This window comes from Bacteroides bouchesdurhonensis, assembly GCF_900155865.1.
Taxonomy (GTDB): domain Bacteria; phylum Bacteroidota; class Bacteroidia; order Bacteroidales; family Bacteroidaceae; genus Bacteroides; species Bacteroides bouchesdurhonensis.
In genome coordinates this window covers 3,295,104-3,312,710 of the sequence record NZ_LT707006.1, presented here as the reverse complement: position 1 = coordinate 3,312,710, position 17,607 = coordinate 3,295,104, and the positions used below count along the sequence as shown (strand labels likewise).

Below are 17,607 nucleotides of genomic sequence, written 5' to 3'. Positions count from 1 at the left end.
ATCTTTTACTGTTAAATGATTAAGGTCTGTCTGACTGTCCCGAACGGGTCCAGTATCTCTCGATTTCTTCCAGGGACTTGCCGGTGGTTTCCGGCACGAGTCTCCAGACAATGAGCATATAGGGTACGCACATGATGGCGAACAGGAAGAATGTTCCGGCGGGGGTCAGGTTTTGGAGCATCCAGGGGGTGAGCTGTCCGATCAGGTACGTTCCGATCCACAGGGCGAAGCCGGCTATGGACATGGCGAGTCCGCGTACTTTGGTGGGGTACATCTCCGAGAGGAGCACGAAGACTACGGCGCAGATGGAGACGGCGCAGCAGAATACGTAGAACAAGAAGAAGACCAGCAGGAAGAGGCTGGAGACTCCCAAAGTTTCACCATAAAGGAAATAGAGACCGATCAGGAGCAGGGAGAGGATCATGCCGGAAACTCCGTAGTAGACTAGGTTTTTGCGACCTACTTGGTCGATGATGACTAGGGCGAGGACGGTGGTAAGGGTATTGACTAGTCCTACGAGAACTTGGTAAAAAATGAAAGAGTTATTGTTTTTTGTTTAAAAAATGTTCAAAAAGTTGTATCTTTACGCCGTTGATAATTAATTAATACCCCCAATTTATGAAAACAAGTCGTTGTTTACTTTTCCTGATTTTATTAGGATTTGCCTTTTCTCTAAAGGCTTCGGATACAGTTTATGTACGTGAAACACAGATCCCTATTTTGATTGAACGACAAGATAATGTGTTGTTTTATCTTCGTTTGGATGCTAAAGAGAGTAAGATATTGAATGAAGTAGTCTTAGACTTAAGTAAAAGTACAAATGTATCAGATATTCAGGCAATCAAACTTTATTATGGAGGAACAGAGGCTTTACAGGATAGAGATAAGAAAAGATTTGCTCCTGTTGAATATATTTCCAGTCATCGTCCGGGGAATACCTTGGCGGCTATTCCTTCTTATTCAATAAAATGTGCGGAGGTGTTGCACCCCTCTGGTAAGGTTACATTAAGAAGTAATTATCAGTTGTTTCCCGGTGTAAATTTCTTTTGGATTAGTTTACAGATGAAACCTAGTACTTCTTTACAGACAAAAATAAGTTCAGCATTAAAGTCTATTAAGGTAGATGATAAGACTATTATCTGTCAATCAGTTTCACCAAGGGATGTTATTCATCGCATGGGAGTCGGAGTGCGTCACGCTGGTGATGACAACTCTGCATCTTTCCGTATTCCAGGACTAGTTACCACAAATAAAGGGACATTATTAGGCGTATATGATGTTCGGTATAATAGTAGTGTAGATTTGCAGGAATATGTAGATATAGGTTTGAGTCGTAGTACGGATGGAGGAAAGACATGGGAGAAAATGCGCCTTCCTCTGTCGTTTGGTGAATTTGGTGGACTACCGGCTGCACAAAATGGAGTAGGGGACCCCTCTATTTTGGTAGATACTAAAACAAATACCGTATGGATAGTTGCTGCATGGACCCATGGAATGGGAAACCAACGTGCATGGTGGAGCTCGCATCCGGGTATGGATTTGAATCATACAGCACAATTAGTGATGGCAAAAAGTACGGATGATGGTAAAACCTGGTCCAAGCCTATAAACATAACAGACCAGGTGAAAGATCCTTCCTGGTATTTCTTACTTCAGGGACCGGGACGAGGTATTACAATGAGTGACGGAACATTAGTGTTTCCAACTCAATTTATAGATTCTACCCGTATTCCAAATGCTGGCATTATGTATAGTAAAGATCGGGGAAATACATGGAAAATGCACAATCTTGCACGAACGAATACAACTGAGGCACAAGTTGTTGAAGTAGAACCGGGAGTACTGATGCTGAATATGCGTGATAATCGTGGAGGAAGCAGAGCCGTTGCTATAACCAAAGATTTAGGTAAAACCTGGGAAGAACATCCCTCTTCCCGTAAAGCATTGCAAGAACCAGTGTGTATGGCAAGTATCATTCACGTCAGTGCTAAAGATAATATACTAAATAAAGATATCCTTCTTTTTTCTAACCCCAATACCACAAAGGGCAGGAATCATATAACGATTAAAGCAAGTTTGGATGGAGGACTTACCTGGCTTCCGGAACATCAATTATTGTTGGACGAAGCTGAAGGGTGGGGATATACCTGTTTGACTATGGTGGATAAAGAAACAATTGGAATTTTGTATGAAAGTAGTGTGGCACATATGACGTTTCAGACTGTGAAATTAGCTGATATTATAAAGTAGTTTCATCTTTCAAATTATTTCTTTTAATTAATAAGCATAGAAAGAATGAAAAACAATTATAATTTATTTACAACTTTCCTTTGGCTTATCTTTTGTCTAATTTCAACTGTTGCAGAGGCTGATGATCTTCTATTGCCTAAACCACAGCAGTTTATTTCTAAAAGTTCTGACTTTGTACTGAATAGAATTAATTTGAGAACTCCGGTCCTTCAACAGGAATGGACTGATTTTGTGGTAGAACATGGAGGATATGTGGATACTCATGCAAATTCTATAATAGAGGTCATAATAGTTCTTTCTTTGAATGGTGTACTCATCAATCAAGAAGAGGCTTATCGTATGACAGTGAATAAACAAAAAATAGAGATTGAAGCCGTAACAGAACGTGGAGTATATTGGGCTATGCAAACTTTAGCTCAATTAGCTGATAAATCAAAGAAAAGAACTAGCTTTCATGGTTGTGAAATTTTAGACTGGCCTGCTTTTCGAATTCGAGGATTTATGCAGGATGTTGGACGAAGCTATTTGCCTTTGGAGGAATTAAAACGTGAGATTGCTATTCTTTCCAAATTTAAAATCAATGTGTTCCATTGGCATTTAACAGAAAACCAGGCATGGCGCTTACAAAGTAAAATATTTCCAATGCTGAATGATAGTACGAACATGACTCGATTTCCTGGTAGCTACTATACATTAGAGGAAGCTAAAGAGTTGGTCGCTTTTTGTAAAGCTCATCAAGTCTTGTTAATTCCGGAGATAGATATGCCGGGACATAGTGCAGCTTTTGTACGTACTTTCCGTCACGATATGCAGACACCGGAAGGCATGAAAATATTGAAACTATTATTGGATGAAATTTGTGATACTTTCGATGTCCCTTATATTCATATTGGAACAGATGAAGTAGGATTCACCAATCCACAATTTGTACCTCAAATGGTGGCATATGTACGCTCTAAAGGAAAAAAAGTGATTTCATGGAATCCAGGTTGGAAATATAATCCGGGCGAGATCGATATGATGCAGCTTTGGAGTTATCGTGGTAAAGCTCAGAAAGGTATTCCGGCTATTGATTCCCGATTTCATTATTTAAATCATTATGATACATTTGGTGATATCGTAGCACTATATAATAGTAGGATTTATAATGAAGAAATGGGAAATGAAGATCTAGCCGGAGTCATTTTAGGAGTTTGGAATGATCGTATGTTGAGTAATGAACAAAACATAATTCTAGAGAATAATTTCTATCCGAATATGCTGGCTATTGCAGAACGTGCATGGAAAGGAGGAGGAACTGAATATTTTGATAAACAAGGTACCATTCTTCCTACAGATGAAAATTCTGATGTGTTTCGTGACTTTGCAGATTTTGAGCATCGCATGTTATGGTATAAAGAACACCTTTTTGCAGGTTATCCATTTGCTTATGTCAAACAGACAAATGTGAAGTGGAATATTACAGACGCTTTTCCAAACGAAGGTGATTTGAGAAAAGTGTTTCCTCCGGAAAAAGAACTCAACGATTCGTATATTTATGAAGGTAAACAATATAAGGTACGTCCGGCAATAGGAGCCGGCATTTATCTTCGACATGTTTGGGGAAATCTTGTGCCGGCTTTTTATAAAGATCCACAAGAAGATCATACGGCCTATGCCTATACTTATGTCTATTCTCCTGCAAAACAGGTTGTCGGATTGTGGGTAGAATTCCAGAATTATGGACGCTCAGAAAATGATCTGCCTCCGTTGCAAGGGAAATGGGATTATAAAGAAAGCCGTATCTGGATAAATGATCAGGAAATAGTACCCCCGGTATGGACTGCTATTCACCGGAAAAAAAGTTCGGAAATAGCATTAGGAAATGAGAATTGTGTAACTCGTCCTCCTTTACAGGTTCAGCTGAATAAAGGTTGGAATAAAGTATTACTCAAACTTCCAGTGGGTAAATTTACAATTGATGAAGTTCGTCTGGTGAAATGGATGTTTACTACTGTATTTGTGACTCTTGATGGTGAGAAAGCTGTGGAAGGATTGATTTATTCTCCGGAGAAAAAGTTATAATGTGTTGATAGACATAAAATAGATTAGGAGTGATAAAACTTATAATGGTAGAAAATGAAAAAGTTCGTAGTTATTATATGTTTGAGAAACCACGATACGTACGATACGGATGGCAACCTTTTACCCGTGCTAATTTAGTTAATCAAGCCTCTCTTCCGGCTTCGGCCTTTATGGCTGAAATTTTGGTGAAATAAGAATTTTGTATGTATTATAGTAAAGATTTGACAAGAAAACAGTATCTTTACTCCGTTAAATATCTAATGCCCCCACTATGATTTTAAATTTAACAGGAAAAGTGACCAAAATAGCATGCGGACTACTATGTTGTTGCACTATGGCATATGCACAGAATAACGATACTTCAGATGTTGTTATTTTGGACGCTGGTTGGGAGTTTTCTCAAGCAGGAACAGATAAATGGATGTCGGCTACCGTACCTGGTACAGTCCATCAGGATTTACTTCATCATAATTTATTGCCTAACCCTTTTTATGGGACTAACGAAGAGAAAATTCAATGGGTAGAAAATGAAGATTGGGAGTATAAAACTGCTTTTATGGTATCCGAGGATCAGTTAAAGCGGGATGGAGCTCAACTTATTTTTGAAGGGCTCGATACTTATGCCGATGTATATCTTAACGGATCTTTGTTATTAAAAGCGGATAATATGTTCGTTGGATACACCCTTCCGATAAAATCAACTTTGCGTAAAGGGGAAAATCACCTGCAGATTCACTTTCATTCACCTATACGCCAGACTTTGCCTCAATATGATTCTAATGGATTCAACTATCCTGCAGACAACGATCATCATGAAAAGCATCTAAGTGTTTTCACTCGCAAAGCTCCATATAGTTATGGTTGGGATTGGGGAATACGGATGGTGACGAGTGGTGTTTGGCGTCCGGTAACACTTCGTTTTTACGATGTTGCAACGATATCTGATTATCATGTAAAACAGATGTCATTGACGGATGAGGCTGCAAGCTTATCCAATGAATTGATTATCGACAATATCTCTGAGGAAACAACAGCAGAAGTTGAAATTAAAGTCTCTTTGGATGGAACTAATGTTACAGAAGAGAAGCAATCAGTCATACTACAGCCCGGAATCAATCATATTGCTATTCCTGTAGAAATATCCCAACCTGTTCGTTGGATGCCCAATGGCTGGGGCAAACCTACATTATATGATTTTTCTGCTCAGATTCTTGCTAATGGAAAGGTGGTTGCCGCACAGTCCCATCGAATAGGCTTGCGTACTATTCGTGTAGTAAATGAAAAAGATAAAGATGGTGCATCCTTTTATTTTGAAGTGAATGGCATTCCCATGTTTGCCAAAGGAGCCAATTATATTCCTCAGGATGCTATGTTACCTTCTGTTACTCCGGAGCGTTATCAAACTTTGTTTCGTGATATTCGCGAGGCAAATATGAATATTGTGCGTGTATGGGGAGGAGGAGTATATGAGGACGACTATTTCTATGATTTGGCAGATGAAAACGGAATTCTGGTATGGCAGGATTTTATGTTTGCCTGTACCCCTTATCCTTCAGATCCAACTTTTATGAAAAGAGTGGAGACGGAGGCTGATTTTAATATTCGCCGACTTCGAAATCATGCCTCTTTAGCTATGTGGTGTGGTAATAATGAAATATTGGAAGCCTTAAAATATTGGGGCTTTCAGAAGAAATTTACTCCCGAAGTATATCAGGGAATGCTTAGTGGTTATGACAAATTGTTTCGTGAATTACTTCCTGCAATGGTGAATAAACTTGATACCGATCGGTTTTATGTACACAGTTCTCCTTATTTTGCAAATTGGGGACGACCTGAATCATGGGGAATAGGAGATAGCCACAATTGGGGAGTCTGGTATGGCAAGAAACCTTTTGAATCTTCAGATACTGATATTCCTCGTTTCATGAGTGAATTTGGATTCCAGTCATTCCCAGAAATGAAGACCATAGCAACTTTTGCTGCTCCTGAGGATTATCAGATTGAATCCAAAGTGATGAATGCGCATCAAAAGAGTAGTATTGGTAATGCATTGATTCGTACTTATATGGAACGCGATTATGTTGTTCCCGACAAATTTGAAGATTTTGTTTATGTCGGATTAGTCTTGCAGGGCAAGGGGATACGTCATGGACTGGAAGCTCATCGTCGTAATCGTCCCTACTGTATGGGTACTATGTATTGGCAATTGAATGACAGTTGGCCGGTTGTGTCTTGGTCAAGCATTGACTATTATGGCAATTGGAAAGCTTTGCATTATGAGGCAAAACGTGCTTTTGAACCACTTTTGATTGATCCTATACAGCAGAATGACAGCCTATGTATCTATATACTTTCTGATCGGTTAGACAACATGGAACAAATGAAGCTGGAAATGAAAGTGATCGATTTTGATGGAAAACCGATAGGAAAGAAAAATCAGATAAATTCATTGACTATTCCGGCCAATACATCTTTATGTGTTTACAAGGAAGATTTCAGTACGAAATTAACCCAGGAAGAACTTCAACGTTGTTTTTTGCAATTGACACTTAAAGATAAATCAGGTCATACTCTGGCAGAATCGGTTCATTATTTCAAAAAAACGAAAGAATTACTTCTGCCTCAAACAACAGTCAGCTATAAGATGAAACAGACGGATGGAAAGTGTGAATTAACCATTACTTCCTCTAAACTGGCAAAAGATGTTTTCATTGAAGTTCCTTTTCAAGGTGCTCACTTCAGTGATAATTTCTTTGATCTTTTGCCGGGAGAACATAAGACGGTTGTCATCACCTCTACTTCAATAAAGAAAGGAGAGAAGCTGCCCTTGACCATTAAGCATATTCGTGAAACATATAATTAAAGACAAATTTATTAACTAACCCCTAATTTTTTATTTTATGAAACAGTTTTTAAAATTAACCGGTTGTCTTACAATTGCCGGACTTCTTGCCTCCTGTAAGTCATCAGTGCAGCAAGAAGCCAATTATCAGATTATTCCATTGCCACAAGAAGTAGTGGAGACTCAGGGAAATCCTTTTATCCTAAAGAGTGGTGTTAAGATTCTCTATCCGGAAGGAAATGAGAAGATGCAGCGCAATGCAGAGTTTCTGGCTGATTATCTGAAAGCATCTACCGGAAAAGATTTTGCTATTGAAGCAGGTACGGAAGGTGAGAATGCAATTGTATTATCATTAGGATTAGAATCAGAAAATCCGGAAGCTTACCAATTGAAAGTTGAAGGTAATGGAATAGCAATTACAGGACCTACAGAAGCTGGCGTTTTTTATGGAATTCAATCTTTACGTAAATCATTGCCTATCGTAATAGAGGGAGATATTGTATTACCGGCTGTGGACATTAAAGATTATCCGCGTTTTAGTTATCGTGGTGCACATTTTGATGTAGGACGTCACTTCTTTACAGTAGATGAGATGAAAACCTATATCGATATGATGACATTGCACAACATGAACCGTTTGCATTGGCATCTAACTGAAGACCAAGGTTGGCGTTTGGAGATTAAAAAATATCCAAAATTGACGGAAATCGGTTCTAAACGTTCAGAAACAGTAATCGGACGTAATTCCGGTGAATATGATGGTAAACCTTATGGTGGATTCTTTACTCAAGAACAGGCTAAAGAAATTGTAGCTTATGCTGCTGACCGTTATATTACAGTGATTCCAGAAATCGACCTTCCGGGACATATGCAGGCTGCTCTGGCTGCTTATCCGGAATTGGGATGTACAGGCGGTCCTTATGAAGTATGGAAAATATGGGGAGTGTCAGACAATGTGCTTTGTGCCGGAAATGATAAGACTTTGCAATTTATTGATGATGTACTGACTGAAGTAATGGAAATCTTCCCTTCAGAATATATTCATGTCGGAGGTGACGAATGTCCGAAGACACAATGGGAAAAATGTCTGAAATGTCAGGCACGTATCAAAGCGTTAGGTCTACACTCTGATGAAAAACATAGTAAGGAAGAACGTTTACAAAGCTTTGTAATCAATCATGCGGAGAAATTCTTGAATGAGCATGGTCGTCAGATTATTGGTTGGGATGAGATTTTGGAAGGTGGACTTGCTCCTAATGCAACTGTTATGTCGTGGCGTGGAGAAGCTGGTGGTATTGAAGCTGCCAAGCAAAAACACGATGTAATCATGACTCCTAATACTTATCTTTATTTCGATTATTACCAGACTAAAGATGTAGAAAATGAACCGTTGGGTATCGGTGGTTACGTGCCTATCGAAAAGGTATATGGCTATGAACCTACGCCTTCTTCACTTACTCCCGAAGAACAGAAACATATTATAGGTGTACAGGCTAATCTTTGGACAGAATATATTCCTACTTTCTCACACGCTCAGTACATGGTGTTACCTCGTTGGGCTGCATTGAGTGAAGTTCAATGGACCATGTCTGATAAAAAGAATTATGCTGATTTCTTATCTCGTCTTCCCCGATTGATTAAATGGTATGATGCGGAAGGATACAATTATGCAAAATTTGTGTTTGATGTATCAGCTGAATTTACTCCGAATCCTACAGACGGTACATTGGATATTACGCTGACTACAATTGACAATGCCCCTATTCATTATACTTTGGATGGCACAGAACCTACTGCAACATCTCCATTATATGAGGGTACATTGAAAATAAAAGAGAATGGAACATTAACAGCGATTGCAGTTCGTAAAAACGGAAACAGCCGTACTGTTTCAGAAAAAATTAATTTTAGTAAATCCAGCATGAAGCCGATCGTTGCTAATCAACCAGTCAATAAGCAATACGAATTCAAAGGAGTTACTACATTAGTCGATGGTCTGAAAGGAAATGGCAACTATAAGACCGGACGTTGGATTGCATTCTACAAGAATGATATGGATGTGACCATTGACCTTCAGCAACCGACAGAGATTTCAAGTGTTGCTATATCTACTTGTGTAGAAAAGGGTGACTGGGTATTTGATGCAAGAGGATTCTCTGTAGAAGTATCAGAAGACGGTACAAACTTCACCAAAGTAGCTTCCGAAGAATATCCGGTTATGAAGGAAACAGACAAAAATGGTATCTATGAACATAAACTGACATTCACTCCGGTGAAAGCTAAATACGTAAAAGTTATCGCTCTGTCCGAAAGACAGATTCCGGAATGGCATGGTGGAAAGGGAAATCCTGGTTTCTTGTTTGTAGATGAAATCACAATTGATTAATGGATAAATGGAAAAGATACTTTAAAGCTTGTCTTTTCTTGTGGTTATTGGGGATATGTTTTCAGACATATCCCCTCCATGCACAGTCCGTAATTCCTATACCATTGACCATGGAGCAGGGTACGGGCTATTTTTTACTATCAGAGAAAACAAAGCTTTATACAAATCTACGAGGAGAAGAAGCACAACTTCTCGAAAGTTATCTGCAAACGATTCCTTTACAATTCAAGAGAGGGAAAAAGAAAGATAAGCAGAATGTTCTTTCTCTGTTGCTAACAGAGAAAAATGATCTGTTGTCTTCTCCGGAAAGCTATACATTATCAGTTACTCCTCAACAGATTCTGATACAGGCAACTTCGGGAGTAGGTCTCTTTTATGGTATCCAGACACTATTACAATTGTCGGAACCTTCAAGCAGGGGATATAGCATAACCTCCGTAGATATAAAGGATACTCCACGCTTTGCATATCGAGGATTTATGCTTGATGTCTCCCGACATTTCTTTTCTAAAGAATTTGTTAAGAAACAGATAGACGCTTTAGCTTTCTACAAAATCAATCGATTACATTTGCATCTGACAGATGCGGCAGGTTGGCGAATTGAAATAAAGAAATATCCTTTATTAACAGAATTGGCCGCATGGCGTACAGATGCCAACTGGAAGAAATGGTGGAATGGAGATCGTAAATACCTTCACTTTGACGAACCGGGAGCTTCCGGAGGGTATTATACCCAGGAAGATATTCGGGAAATTGTAGCCTATGCCCGCCAACATTATATTACAGTTATTCCGGAGATAGAAATGCCCGCTCATTCAGAAGAAGTATTGGCCGCCTATCCGCAATTATCATGTGCAGGTGAACCCTATAAGAATGCAGACTTTTGTGTAGGGAATGAAGAAACCTTCACTTTTCTGGAAAACGTATTGATGGAAGTAATGGAACTTTTTCCATCTGAGTACATTCATGTGGGAGGAGACGAAGCCGGAAAAGCAGCATGGAAAATATGTCCGAAGTGTCAAAAAAGGATGCAGGAAGAACAGCTTGCCAGTGTAGACGAATTACAGAGTTATCTGATTCATCGTATTGAAAAGTTTTTGAATACCCATGGACGTAAATTATTAGGATGGGATGAAATCCTTCAGGGAGGTTTGGCACCAAATGCTACAGTCATGTCTTGGAGAGGTGAAGAAGGAGGTTTAGCAGCAGTGAAATCAGGTCATCGTGCTATTATGACTCCAGGTACATATTGCTATCTGGATAGTTATCAGGATGCCCCTTATTCTCAACCCGAAGCTATCGGAGGATATTTACCATTAAAGAAGGTATATTCTTATGATCCGGTGCCTAGTTCTCTGTCTGTAGAACAGGCAAAGTTGGTGTATGGTACGCAAGCTAATTTATGGACTGAATATATTCCTGCTGCCGAACAAGTAGAATATATGATATATCCTCGTATATTGGCATTAGCAGAAGTTGCTTGGTCATTTCCCGAACGTAAGTCATGGCCGGACTTTCATGTCCGTGCTTTGAAAGCTGTTGCGGACTTACAAATAAAAGGTTACCTTCCTTTCGATTTGAAAAATGAGATTGGAAGCCGTCCTGAATCTTCTAAACCAATCACTCATCTGGCATTAGGGAAGAAAGTAATTTATAATGCTCCATATAATGCTTCGTATCCGGGCAGGGAAGATCTGTCACTGACGGATGGTATACGTGGAGATTGGACTTATGGAGATGGTGTCTGGCAGGGATTTATTTCCAAAAATCGGTTGGACGTAACAATTGATATGGAGGTAGAAACAGTAATACATTCTGTTTCAGCAGACTTTATGCAAGTAGTGGGGGCGGAAGTTTTCCTTCCTGTATCTGTTATTATTTCCATATCCGATGATGGTATTAACTTTACTGAGTTGAAGCAACAGACTTATAATGTGGATAAAGAAACTGCAATCAGATTTGAGAATATCTCATGGACAGGAGAAATCAAAGGACGTTATATTCGTTATCAGGCAGGTGCTGGAGAAGAATATGGCGGATGGATTTTTACAGATGAAATAGTAGTGAAATAAAATAGAAAATAAATGTTTATGATAATAAAAACTAAAGTACTATTGGGATTGGTTGTTCTCTCTTTCTTTTCAGTGTTGAATGCGCAAGTACGTACTTCATACACTTTTGAGAAAGGATGGAAGTTTACGCGTGAAGACAATACTGAATCTTTTCAGCCCGGTTATAGCGACACTAAATGGCAATCAGTTATAGTACCTCATGATTGGGCTATTTACGGGCCATTTGGTATAGATAATGATAAACAAATAACAGCTATCTCGCAAGATGGACAAAAAGAAGCAATGGAACACGCCGGACGTACCGGAGGACTTCCTTTTGTGGGAGTCGGTTGGTATCGGTTACAGTTTGAAGCCCCTTCTTTTACGAAAGGAAAAAGAGCTACGCTTATTTTCGACGGTGCTATGAGTCATGCTCGTGTTTACGTGAACGGTCAAGAAGCCGGTTATTGGCCCTATGGTTATAATTCTTTCTATTTGGATGTTACTCCATATTTGAAAGAAGGAGTGCCTAATATTTTAGCTGTCCGTTTAGAGAATCAACCGGAATCTTCCCGTTGGTATCCCGGTGCAGGACTTTATAGAAATGTACATCTGGTAGTCACAGAAGATGTACATATCCCGACATGGGGTACACAATTGACTACTCCGGTAGTGAAAGACGATTATGCAAAAGTAAACCTGAAGACTAAGCTTGTAGTGCCTACTGATAAAAACTTTGATAAGTACCGTATTGTGACTGATCTGTTGGATAAGAATGGTAAAGTGGTAGCTACTAATGAGAAACAAGGCACTTGCTTTGATGACAATACATTTAGTCAAGAACTTATAGTTACCTCTCCGGCTTTGTGGAGTCCGGACACTCCGAATCTTTATCAGGCAAACTCCAAAGTTTACGAAGGAGATGTGCTGAAAGACGAATATACCACAACTTTTGGTATACGTACTATTGAAATTATTCCTGATAAAGGCTTCTATCTGAATGGGAAAAGAACGGTTTTTAAAGGAGTGTGTAATCATCATGATCTTGGTCCTTTGGGTGCTGCTGTCAATGATGCGGCTATTCGTCGTCAGATTCGTATTCTGAAAGATATGGGTTGTAATGCTATTCGTACCTCTCATAATATGCCGGCACCGGAATTGATTAAAGCTTGTGACGAAATGGGAATCATGGTAATGGCTGAAACTTTTGACGAATGGAAAGCAACCAAGGTCGCAAATGGTTATCATCATGTGTTTGATGAATGGGTGGAAAAAGACCTGACTAATTTAATATATCATTATCGTAATAACCCGAGTGTAGTAATGTGGTGCATCGGAAATGAAGTACCCGAACAATGGCAAGGTGGAACAGGAGCTAAAATGTCTCTTTTCTTACAAGATATTTGTCATCGTGAGGATCCGACTCGTCCTGTCACACAAGGAATGGATGCACCGGATGCTGTGGTCAATAATAATATGGCAGCAGTGATGGATGTTCCCGGATTTAATTATCGTCCTCATAAATATCAGGAGAATTATAAGAAACTACCTCAACGGATTGTATTGGGTAGTGAAACGGCTTCAACAGTCAGTGCTCGTGGTATATACAAATTTCCTGTCACTCGTCAGTGGATGAAGAAATATGACGATCATCAGTCCTCATCCTACGATGTAGAATCGTGTTCCTGGTCCAATCTTCCAGAAGATGATTTTATTCAGCACGAAGATTTACCTTATTGTATTGGAGAATTTGTGTGGACAGGTTTCGACTATCTGGGTGAACCGACACCTTATTATTCAGATTGGCCCAGTCACTCTTCATTGTTTGGTATAATCGATTTGGCAGGCTTGCCTAAAGACCGTTATTACCTTTATCGCAGTCATTGGAATCAAGGAAAAGAAACCTTGCACATCCTTCCACATTGGAATTGGGAAGGTCGTGAAGGCGAAGTAACTCCGGTTTTTGTTTATACTAACTATCCTTCGGCAGAATTATTCATAAATGGCAAGAGTCAGGGAAAACGTACCAAAGACCTTTCAGTGACAATAGACAATAGTGCCGATTCCATTTCTATTATGAACTTAAAACGTCAGGCTCGTTATCGATTGATGTGGATGGATACAAAGTATGAGCCGGGAACTGTCAAAGTGGTTGCGTATGATAAAAATGGAAAAGCTGTAGCCGAAAAAGAGATCCATACAGCAGGAAAGCCAGATCATATAGAGTTGATAGCTGACCGTAATAGGATAGAAGCTGATGGAAAAGACCTTTCGTTCGTCACAGTAAAAGTCGTAGATAAAGAAGGGAATCTTTGTCCGATGGCTTCTCATGAGATTAGCTTTAAAGTGAAAGGAGCCGGAACATATCGTGCTGGAGCCAACGGAAATGCTGCCTCTTTAGAATCTTTCCAAAATCCGAAGATGAAAGTCTTTAATGGTATGATGACTGCTATTGTTTCTTCGACGGAGCAATCTGGCAAGATTATACTTGAAGCTACAGCCAAAGGATTGAAAAAAGGTATCCTGAACCTTGAAAGTGTTTTAGAAAGTGTAAAATAAGAAAAATATTTTTTTTAATAAATGTCCCTCTAAGTATTTCATTGAAACGTACTTAGAGGGATTTTCTTTAGTATCTAAAAGTAGATTAACATCCTATCCGATAAAATTAAAGTGATAAAAGTATGTTCTTTGATTAAATTGTATTACTTTTGCAGCGTTTTAGTACTGTATCCGTTCCTCTATGAACCTTAGTTCTTATATGGAGGTAAGATAAAAAGGCTAAATCCTTAAGAGATGCGCTACTGATTCATAAATGAATTTCGTTTATGGATGTCAGGGCGTTTTTGTCTTTTAAGATGCTATAAAAGGATCAACGTAAAAACAAATCTAATAAAAAACTAGGGGATGGTGTAGATAATGAATGAGCGTGGCAACGACCAGCAAATAGAAAAACAACGTGTATGGTATGCCATACAAACTTTCTATTGTAAAGAAGAACATTTGGGGAAATTTTTGGAAGAAAGGGGAATAAACTATTTTATTCCGATGCGCTATACAGAGCAAGAGACTTTGGATGGCAAAAAGCATCGTAAACTCACTCCTGCTGTTCATAATTTATTGTTTGTTGAGAAAACATTTACGGAGAAAGAGTTCTTAGAGAAAATTGAAGGATGTCCTATTCCTTTTCTGATTATACGAGATCGTAGTACACGTCAGAGTTATGAGATTCCGGATAGAGAAATGTTGGAATTGCGTGCTATCTGTGATCCGAATTACAAAGGAACTCTCTATGTTGATACAACAACAGCTGAAGCCCGCCCAGGACAAGCAGTCCGGGTAATCCGTGGCCCGTTTGCCGGACTCGAAGGTAAACTTACGCAATACAAAAAAAGCTACTATGTAGTCGTTACTTTGGCTACTATTGGTGTTATGCTACACATTCCCAAATGGTATTGCGAGAAAATCAATTAATCATATCTTTTTAATTTTTCTGTACAGCATGTGATGTATTTGAAGGCTATTTTTCAATAGTCCTGCTTTTTTACATCCATACAAAAAGTACTTTTCATATTTATTGGAAATTTTAATTATCGATGAAAATACAAAAACTTTTTAGCGTATTTCTATTTGCTTTGATGCTAGGAAGTACTTCTTTACTCATGGCTCAAACCATGAGTGATCAGCAAGTACTTGAGTATGTGAAGGAAGGTATCAAGCAAGGCAAAGAACAGAAGCAAATGGCTGCTGAACTGGCACGCAAAGGTGTGACTAAAGAACAGGCGATGCGTGTAAAAGAGCTGTATGAAAAACAGAACAATGTGGATACAGCTAAATCCACTGGTACAGATATCAATGAATCTCGTTTGCGTGAGGAAATGAAGGAAAATACTTCCGATATGTTGGAGGATCAGCCTACTACGCAAGACCTAGTTCGTGAAGATCAAGTATTCGGCAGAAATATTTTCAATACAAAGAACCTGACTTTTGAACCTAGTTCTAATCTTGCTACTCCTCCTAATTATCGTTTAGGTCCTGGTGATGAAGTAATCATTGATATCTGGGGTGCCAGCCAGAATACTATTCGTCAGCAGATCTCTCCTGATGGAACCATTAATATTCAAAAGATTGGTCCTGTATATCTGAGTGGACTGACAGTTTCAGAGGCTAATGATTATCTAAAGAAATCCCTGAACAAGATATATAACGGTCTGAACAATGCGACTGATCCCAGTTCGGACATTCGTCTTACTTTAGGTAATATTCGTACTATTCAGATTAATGTCATGGGTGAAGTTGTTCAGCCCGGTACATATGCACTTTCTTCTTTCTCAACCGTCTTTCATGCTCTTTATCGTGCAGGTGGAGTGAGTGATATCGGAAGTTTGCGTAATGTTCAACTAGTAAGAAACGGCAAGAAGTTAGCAACGATTGATGTATATGAATTTATCATGAAGGGCAATGCTCAAGATGATATCCGTTTACAGGAAGGAGATGTTGTCATTGTTCCTGCTTATGACGTTCTGGTTAAGATTAGCGGTAAAGTGAAACGTCCGATGCGTTTTGAAATGAAAAAGGATGAGCCACTTTCTACTTTGATAAAGTATGCCGGAGGTTTTGATGCTGATGCTTTTACCCGTTCTTTACGTGTAGTACGTCAGAATGGTCAGGAATACGAAGTAAATACAGTGAAAGACATAGACTATAGTGTTTACCAGATGCGTAATGGTGATGTTGTGACTGCTGAGGCTATCCTGAATCGTTTTACTAATAAGTTGGAGATTCGTGGAGCTGTTTATCGTCCGGGTATCTATCAATTAAGTGGCAAATTGAACACTGTTCGCGAACTGGTAAATGAAGCTCAAGGCTTGACAGGAGATGCTTTTCTGAACCGTGCTGTACTTTATCGGCAACGTGAAGACTTGACAACAGAAGTTCTTTCAGTGGATATCAAGCCTATTATGGACGGAACTGCTCCCAATATTGCTTTATTGAAAAATGATATTCTTTATATTCCGAGTATTCATGATCTTGAAGATAGAGGCAATGTAAGAGTGCATGGGGAAATTGCTAAACCAAATTCATATCCTTATGCAGATAACATGACTTTGGAGGATTTGATTATTCAAGCAGGTGGCTTACGTGAAGCAGCTTCTACAGTTCGTGTAGATGTTTCACGTAGAATAAAGAATCCCCGTAGTACAGTAGATAATGATACTATTGGTCAAATGTTTTCTTTTGCTTTAAAAGATGGCTTTGTAATAGATGGCCAGCCTGGTTTTGTCCTTCAGCCTTATGATGAAGTTTATGTACGTCGTAGTCCTGGTTATCAAGCCCAACAGAATGTTAGCATTGAAGGAGAAATTTTATTTGATGGTACTTATGCCTTGACTAGTCGTGAAGAACGTTTGTCAGATTTGATTAACAAAGCTGGAGGGGCTACTAATTATGCTTATCTGCGTGGAGCTAAACTGACTCGTATTGCCAATGCTAGTGAGAAGAAACGTATGGCAGATGTCATTCGGTTGATGCGTCGTCAATTAGGAGAGGCAATGATTGATTCCTTGGGTATTGAAGTGGAAAATACTTTTACTGTAGGTATCGACTTGGAAAAAGCATTAAAGAACCCAAAGAGTAATGCCGATCTTGTTTTGCGTGAAGGCGATATCATATCTATACCTAAGAATACAAATACTGTATCGATTGACGGTGCTGTAATGGTTCCTAATACCGTATCCTATCTTGCTGGTCAAGATATTGATTATTATATAAACCAGTCAGGTGGTTATTCTGATAATGCAAAGAAGAGCAAGAAGTTTATTGTTTACATGAACGGTCAAGTTACTAAAGTGAAAGGCAATGGTAAGAAACAGATAGAACCAGGTTGTGAGATTATAGTTCCAAGTAAATCAAAGAAGAAAACAAATGTTGGTGAAATCTTGGGTTATGCCACTTCATTTAGTTCTTTGGGTATGATGATTGCTTCTGTGGCTAACTTAATTAAAAAATAATCAGCT

At 39.0% G+C, this 17,607-nt stretch carries 9 protein-coding genes and 1 pseudogene; 9 read left to right on the top strand and 1 reads right to left on the bottom strand.

The window, feature by feature from the left end; genetic code table 11:
* Positions 1-19 precede the first annotated feature (19 nt).
* Positions 20-535: pseudogene (locus CZ225_RS14020) on the bottom strand (MFS transporter); the annotation flags it as partial.
* A gap of 83 nt (positions 536-618) precedes the next feature.
* On the opposite strand from CZ225_RS14020, the gene CZ225_RS14015 reads away from it, so the two are divergent.
* The 9 genes from CZ225_RS14015 (at position 619) to CZ225_RS13980 (ending at position 17,601) form a co-directional block, all read left to right on the top strand.
* Positions 619-2,250 carry a sialidase family protein gene (locus CZ225_RS14015; protein ID WP_077154519.1) on the top strand — a complete coding sequence of 544 codons (1,632 nt, stop codon included), beginning with the start codon at positions 619-621 and terminating at the stop codon, positions 2,248-2,250.
* 45 nt (positions 2,251-2,295) lie between these two features.
* The gene (locus CZ225_RS14010; protein ID WP_077154518.1) at positions 2,296-4,314 is read left to right on the top strand and encodes a family 20 glycosylhydrolase; all 2,019 of its coding nucleotides are present in this window, start codon (positions 2,296-2,298) and stop codon (positions 4,312-4,314) included.
* A gap of 29 nt (positions 4,315-4,343) precedes the next feature.
* Positions 4,344-4,508, top strand: coding sequence for a hypothetical protein (locus CZ225_RS23700; protein WP_159441772.1), 165 nt, complete (start codon positions 4,344-4,346; stop codon positions 4,506-4,508).
* 77 nt (positions 4,509-4,585) lie between these two features.
* On the top strand, positions 4,586-7,177 hold the full coding sequence (locus CZ225_RS14005) for a beta-mannosidase (protein WP_077154517.1): 2,592 nt from the start codon (positions 4,586-4,588) through the stop codon (positions 7,175-7,177).
* Between the two features lie 37 nt (positions 7,178-7,214).
* The gene (locus CZ225_RS14000) at positions 7,215-9,542 is read left to right on the top strand and encodes a glycoside hydrolase family 20 protein (protein ID WP_077154516.1); all 2,328 of its coding nucleotides are present in this window, start codon (positions 7,215-7,217) and stop codon (positions 9,540-9,542) included.
* Positions 9,542-11,614 (top strand): glycoside hydrolase family 20 protein, encoded by a 2,073-nt coding sequence (locus CZ225_RS13995; protein ID WP_077154515.1) that lies wholly within the window; start codon positions 9,542-9,544, stop codon positions 11,612-11,614. The genes CZ225_RS14000 and CZ225_RS13995 overlap by 1 nt, the downstream gene beginning before the upstream one ends.
* Positions 11,615-11,632: 18 nt before the next feature.
* Positions 11,633-14,152 (top strand): beta-galactosidase GalB, encoded by a 2,520-nt coding sequence (gene galB, locus CZ225_RS13990; protein ID WP_077155834.1) that lies wholly within the window; start codon positions 11,633-11,635, stop codon positions 14,150-14,152.
* A gap of 357 nt (positions 14,153-14,509) precedes the next feature.
* Entirely contained in the window at positions 14,510-15,064 is a 555-nt protein-coding gene (locus tag CZ225_RS13985) for a UpxY family transcription antiterminator (RefSeq protein WP_077154514.1), read from the top strand.
* Positions 15,065-15,186: 122 nt separating this feature from the next.
* Positions 15,187-17,601 carry an SLBB domain-containing protein gene (locus CZ225_RS13980; RefSeq protein ID WP_077154513.1) on the top strand — a complete coding sequence of 805 codons (2,415 nt, stop codon included), beginning with the start codon at positions 15,187-15,189 and terminating at the stop codon, positions 17,599-17,601.
* Positions 17,602-17,607: the final 6 nt, after the last annotated feature.